The sequence below is a fragment of the Burkholderia sp. Ac-20392 genome, assembly GCF_017104585.1.
In the GTDB taxonomy this organism is placed as follows: domain Bacteria; phylum Pseudomonadota; class Gammaproteobacteria; order Burkholderiales; family Burkholderiaceae; genus Burkholderia; species Burkholderia lata.
This window is the reverse complement of record NZ_JAAGPB010000518.1, coordinates 1-5,519: the sequence shown is the minus strand read 5'-3', so window position 1 is coordinate 5,519 and position 5,519 is coordinate 1. Positions and strand designations below refer to the sequence as shown.

The following is a 5,519-nucleotide window of genomic DNA, read 5'->3' as shown; positions in this document are numbered from 1 at the left end:
GGGCGTGACGACGCGCGGCGGCAGCGGATTGCCGGTGGGCGCCGCGTGCAGCGCAAGCTCGCGGCTACGCGCATTCAGTCGCTGCAGCGCGCGGAATTCGGACGGCGCCATCCCCTTCACCGCACGGAACTGGCGGTTGAAGTTCGACACGTTGTTGAAGCCGGCCTGGAAGCAGATATCGGTGATGTTCGCGTCGTCGGCGAGCAGCATCTGGCATGCGGACTCAATCCGCAGACGATTCACGTACTGCACGAACGGCATGCCCGTCTGGCGGTGGAACGCTCGCGAGAACGCGCTGACGCTCTGCCCGGTCAGTTGCGCGAGATCGGATTCGCGCAGCTCGGAAGCAAGGTTCTTGCCGATGTACGACAGCGCATGGCTGAGCCGCGTCGGCGTAACGTCCGCCTGGTCGTACGCGGGGCTCGCGAGCAGCGTGCGTTCGGCCGCCCCGCACAGCCGCTCGAGGATCGTCATGAACAGCGCGATGCGACGCATGCCGCGCGCGGCCAGCAGCTCGTCGAACAGCGGCGCGATCGCGGCGCTGGTCGCCGCATCGAAGCCGACCCCGCGCCGCGCATCGTCGAGCAGCGCCTGCGCGTCGCGGCACTCGGGAAACGCATCCATGCAACGGCGCACGAATGCCGGATCGAACTGGATCACGAGATTGCGGCGCTCGACGGTTTCGCCTTCGGCCATGTCGCTGACCCAGTTGTGCGGCAAGTTCGGGCCGAGCAGCACGAGATGACCGGGGCCGAACGAGCCGATGTGGTCACCGACGAAATACTTGCCGCGCGTCGCGACGATCAGGTGCAGTTCGAATTCGGGATGGAAGTGCCAGCGGATCGTGCGATACGGATAGCCGTGCGACCAGACCTTGAACGACTCGTCGCGTCGCACTTCGACCACTTCCAGATCGGGGTGCATCATTGTTGGCGTCTCCATTCCCATGTCTCGCTGGCCGGTTCGTTGCGCGCGTGCGCCGCGTATTTCACGCGGCGACGCGACCGGTCGCATGGGAAGCAATGTAGGTCGATCGAGCGCGCGGCTCCACCAACTTTACGCCTGATTTCCGATACTTTTTTGCGCATTCCGGCCGCAAACGGCACCGGGCGGCAAATTTGTGCAGCGCGGAACGGCCGGGCGGCCGCCCGCGCCGGTGCTTATGCGGCCGCGTGCTCGCGCGCCGTCCGCACTTCGTAGGCCTTCAAGTTGTTGTATGCGATCCGCAGCAGCGACAGTGCTTCGGCCGCTTGCGGGTCGCGGCGCGCGAGCAGGTCGCCGATCACGTGATCGGCTTCGACGCGCGCATGGTTCTCGACGTCGCGCAGCATCGACGCGGTCAGCGGCGACGGCGTCAGCACCATCCGCTGCATCCGCTCGATGGCGGCCGGATCGGGCCGGTGGCCGTTGTGCTCGGCGATCGCACTGCATTCGGCGAGCATCGTCTCGAGCAGGCGGCGGCCGTCCGGCGCGGCGAGAATGTCGCCCACCGAGCCGCGGAACAGCGACGTGCTCGCGGCGAGCGTCGCGAGGAACACCCACTTTTCCCACATCCGCGCGGCCACGTTGTCGCTGAGCGTCGCATCGAAACCCGCGCCGCCGAGCACCTCGGCCACCGCGCGCACGCGCGGCGATTCGCCGCCAGCCAGTTCGCCGAAGGTGACGCCATGCGTGTCGTTGAGGTGCACGATGCGCTGCTCGCGATCGAGCGTCGCCGCGATCACGCACAACCCGCCGAGCACCTGCGCGGCGCCGAACCGGTCGCGCAGCACGTCGAGATGACGCATCCCGTTGAGCATTGGCAGGATCAGCGTCTGCGGGCCGACGAACGGTGCGAACGAAAGAATCGCATCGTCGAGGCTGTACGCCTTGCAGCTCAGCAGCACGAGGTCGAACGGCGCGACGCCGGCACCCGCATCGCCTGCACGCACGGTCTGCACGTTCGCGAGCGTCAGGTCGCCATGCGGGCTGCGGATCAGCAACCCGTCGCGCGCCAGCGTGGCCGCACGGCCGTCACGCACCAGGAACGTCACGTCGCGCCCCGCCGCGGCCAGCCGGCCGCCGAAATATCCGCCGACCGCGCCGGCCCCTACCACCAGAATTCGCATCGTTGCCTCCTTTCGGTTTCATTCGCCGCCGCGCCGCCGAGCCGGGCCCGCGGCGCGCACGCAATCGCCCCGTGAGTATAGCGACACCCGTTATGCATATGCATAGATACCCGTGTCGTCATTAGAGGCATCCGTCCACGGTACCGGTTCCTAGGGATAACCCGTCTACGGTGACGCCCGCCGGACGCCGTCAAGACACTTACCCCGTCACGCCGTTCCGGCGAGTTTCCACGACTGACCGACCACACACCATGCGCAATCTTTCCCTGAATCAGAAACTCGCCTCGATGATCGTCATCCTCTGGCTCGGCTTGCTCGTGATCGCCGGGCTCGGCGCATGGCAGACCCGCGCATCGATGATCACGGACCGCCGCGACCAGCTCGCTTCATTGGTCGCGCAGGCCACGAGCGTGGCCGACCATTTCTACAAGCTGTCGCAGCAGAACGCGCTGCCGGAAGCCGACGCGAAGCAGAAGGCGCTCGAGGCAATCGCCGCGATGCGCTACGGCGCCGACGGCTACATCTCGGTCAACGACTCGAAGCCGGTGATCGTGATGCATCCGATCAAGTCCGATCTCAACGGCAAGGACGTGTCGAATTTCACCGATCCGAACGGCAAGCACCTGTTCGTCGAGATCGTGAAGGCCGGCAACCTGGAGGGCGGCAAGGGCTTCGTCGAGTATCTGTGGCCGAAGCCGGGCGCCGACAAGCCGCAGGAGAAAACCAGCGCGGTGCAGCGCTTCGCGCCGTGGGACTGGTATCTCGTGACCGGCATGTACATGAACGACGTGCGCTCGGCCGTGCTCGAAAGCGTCGGCCGCTGGCTCGCGATGACGACCGTGCTCGGCGGAATCGCGACCGCCGTGATGGTGCTGGTGCTGAAAAGCGTGCGCGCGAATCTCGGCGGCGAACTGGAAGTGGCGCTCGACGCCGCGCAGCGGATCGCACAGGGCGACCTGACCGCGCGCGTCACCGTGAAGCACGACGATCACGGCAGCCTGCTGCACGCGCTGCATACCATGCAGGGCGGGCTGATCGACATGGTGTCGCGCGTGCGGATGGGCACCGAGAACATCAACGTCGGCGCGAGCGAGATCGCGTCCGGCAACACGGACCTGTCGCAGCGCACCGAGGAACAGGCCGCCGCGCTCGTGCAGACCGCGTCGAGCATGGACCAGATGACCGCGAACGTGAAGCAGAACGCGGACAGCGCCGCGCAGGCCGCATCGCTCGCCGACCAGGCCGCGCAGGTCGCGACGCGCGGCAGCGCGGTGGTCGACGACGTCGTGCGCACGATGAACGAGATCACCGACCGCTCGCACAAGATCGGCGACATCATCGGCGTAATCGACGGAATCGCGTTCCAGACCAACATCCTCGCGCTGAATGCGGCCGTCGAAGCGGCGCGTGCCGGCGAACAGGGCCGCGGCTTCGCGGTGGTCGCGGCCGAGGTGCGCTCGCTCGCGCAACGCTCGGCGACGGCCGCGAAGGAGATCAAGTTGCTGATCGTGTCGTCGAACGAGACCGTCGAGCAAGGCGCGGCGCTCGTCACGCATGCGGGTGAAACGATGGCCGAGATCGTACAGTCGGTGCGGCGCGTGAACGAGATCCTCGACGAGATCAGTCATGCGTCTCGCGAGCAGAGTGCGGGGATCGAGCAGGTCAACCGCGCGGTGGGCGAGATGGACCAGGTGACGCAGCAGAACGCGGCGCTCGTCGAGGAAGCCGCGGCCGCCGCGCATTCGCTGCGCGATCAGGCCGAGGCGCTGCGGGATGCGGTGACGCGGTTTGCGTTGCCGGCTTGACGGCTGCCGCCCGGCACACGCATGCTCACACGGCACTGCCTGGCCGTGACTCAGCCAGGCCGGTGCCGAGCCCCAACCCCGCCGCCCGCTGGATCAGCTCGACGTCGTTACTCACGCCGAGCTTCTTCATCGCACTGATCTTCTGCGCGCTGACCGTCTGCTTGCCCTTGCTCAGACGCTGCGCGATCGTCTTGATCGGCACCCCCGACAGATACAGGCGAATGACCTCGATCTCGCGCGCCGACAGCTTCACGGGCACCTCGCCGCGCTCGCCGAAAGCATCGACCGCGCGCCTGACGAGCGGCGACAGGTAGCGCCCGCCGCTGTAGCTCGAATGAATGGCCGTGACGATATGGCCGACCTCGTCGAACTTGCTGACGATGCTCACGCCGCCGATCGCGAGGATCGACCCGAAAATCAGCGGGTTCTCGTTCGCGACCAGCGCGACGATCCCGACGTTCGGACGCGTGCGCCGCAGCCAGTCGAACAGCGCAAGGCCGTCCATCTGCTCGTCTCCGCGGATCGCATAGTCGACCAGCACGACATCGCAATCGACACCGCCAAGCGACGCGACCAGCTCGGCCACGCTTCGGTAGACCGCGACGATCTCGATCGCACAGCCGCTGCCCGCGACCTGCTCGATGCCGGCCAGTGTCAACGGCCAGTCGTACGCGAAAACAACGCGAACATTGAATTTCCTCATGCGCAGTTCCAGGTGATTCATCGGCCGCGCGACACGGAACGCGCACGGCCGATTTGGCGTTGAAAGGACGTTCAGGCTATTTTTAGCCTGAACGTCGATTCTATGAAGCCGCGCGCAAGCGGGATATCGGACGGCATCGGGATCGGCCGCCGGGGACGTAATACGAGTTTGATATTTGCGCCGGTTCGAGCGCCCGACACATGGCGGCCGGTATCCGCGGATATCGGCCGGATGGCCAGCGTGGCGGGCCATTCGGGCCAAGCGACCGGCCAGCAGGTAAAATCGACGCCTTTGCATACCGCGCCGGGCCACCGGCGGCGAGCGACGCGCCGATGCCGGCCGCGCGCCACCGCCCGTTTGCCGGCTGCCCGTACCCCCGCTTTCCTCATGACCGAATCCGACCTGCAACCCGACGACACCTCCATCCACGAAGACGGCCTCTGGCGCGACAACGGCTGGACGGCCCGCATCATCAAGAACGAAGACGACGACGGCTGGGCCGTCGAGATGATCAAGGACGGCGAGTCCGAGCCCGCGCTCGTCGGGCCGTGGACCATGGGCCGCGACAAGAAGAACCCGAAGCCGATGGACGCGAACGCGTTCCGCACGCTCGTGAAGACCGCGACCGAAGTGCTGATGCGGCACGAGCAGCAGCGGCGCGCGATGCTGCACAAGGAAGTGACGGTTCAGGGCGAGGACGACCAGGATGTGTCGGTGACGCTCGACATCGTGCCGGACGAGTTCGAGCCGTACGCGCAGCTCAAGGCATTCGATCCGTATGGCGAGCTGCTGGCCGAAGCGAAGGTGTCGGCCGGGTTCAAGCTCAACAAGGCCAGCGCCGAGCGCTGGGTCGCATCGGGCTTCGAGCGGCCGGCCTCCTGATCGCGCGCGGCGCGCCAGGCA

General features: G+C 66.8%; 5 protein-coding genes. 2 read left to right on the top strand and 3 right to left on the bottom strand.

Translation table 11 applies throughout. The features are described 5' to 3' along the window. Positions 1-927 (bottom strand): AraC family transcriptional regulator (locus G3N99_RS33605; RefSeq protein ID WP_206124523.1); only part of this gene is annotated, 927 nt, incomplete at its 3' end. 233 nt (positions 928-1,160) lie between these two features. Next, complete coding sequence (gene panE, locus G3N99_RS33600) at positions 1,161-2,108, bottom strand: 2-dehydropantoate 2-reductase (RefSeq protein WP_206124522.1); 948 nt, start codon at positions 2,106-2,108, stop codon at positions 1,161-1,163. Positions 2,109-2,359: 251 nt separating this feature from the next. On the opposite strand from panE, the gene G3N99_RS33595 reads away from it, so the two are divergent. Then, positions 2,360-3,913: a methyl-accepting chemotaxis protein gene (locus G3N99_RS33595; RefSeq protein ID WP_174937051.1), complete on the top strand. Its 1,554-nt coding sequence runs from the start codon at positions 2,360-2,362 to the stop codon at positions 3,911-3,913. 25 nt (positions 3,914-3,938) lie between these two features. On the opposite strand, the gene G3N99_RS33590 is transcribed toward G3N99_RS33595, so the two are convergent. Then, positions 3,939-4,616, bottom strand: a complete 678-nt coding sequence (locus tag G3N99_RS33590; RefSeq protein ID WP_206124521.1) for a response regulator transcription factor — start codon at positions 4,614-4,616, stop codon at positions 3,939-3,941. Positions 4,617-5,003: 387 nt separating this feature from the next. On the opposite strand from G3N99_RS33590, the gene G3N99_RS33585 reads away from it, so the two are divergent. Further along, a complete protein-coding gene (locus tag G3N99_RS33585; protein ID WP_011354486.1) occupies positions 5,004-5,498 on the top strand; it encodes a hypothetical protein in 495 nt (164 codons plus the stop codon). Positions 5,499-5,519 lie beyond the last annotated feature (21 nt).